Source organism: Chryseobacterium sp. SIMBA_029, from assembly GCF_046535275.1.
Classification (GTDB): Bacteria; Bacteroidota; Bacteroidia; order Flavobacteriales; family Weeksellaceae; genus Chryseobacterium.
Genome location: NZ_JAWRXA010000798.1, coordinates 1 through 240 on the forward strand (window position 1 = coordinate 1; position 240 = coordinate 240).

A 240-nucleotide genomic window follows, 5' to 3' on the forward strand; every position below is an offset into this window, starting at 1 on the left:
GTGCGATCATGCGCAGGCTGAGCGGGTCCTGAACATGCGTGGCGACCGGCCAGTCCCAAGGGTCCGAGGCGTTGCAAAGCCATGATCCGATTAGCGCCTCGCGGGCCGTGCCCACATGGCGGACGGCCTTCCAGGGATCGCGTGAGGCGCCAAGCGCGCCGGCTGCCATCATGCCGGTCGCAAGAAGGACGCGGATCGAAGCGGCAGCATTCCGGGTCGCCTCGCCAGCGGCGGCAAAGC

1 protein-coding gene is annotated in these 240 nt (G+C 68.8%); it reads right to left on the reverse strand.

The annotated features are described in order from the left end of the window. Positions 1-240, reverse strand: a 240-nt coding sequence (locus SB679_RS26110; RefSeq protein ID WP_410705306.1) for a hypothetical protein, incomplete at both ends; no start/stop codon positions are given.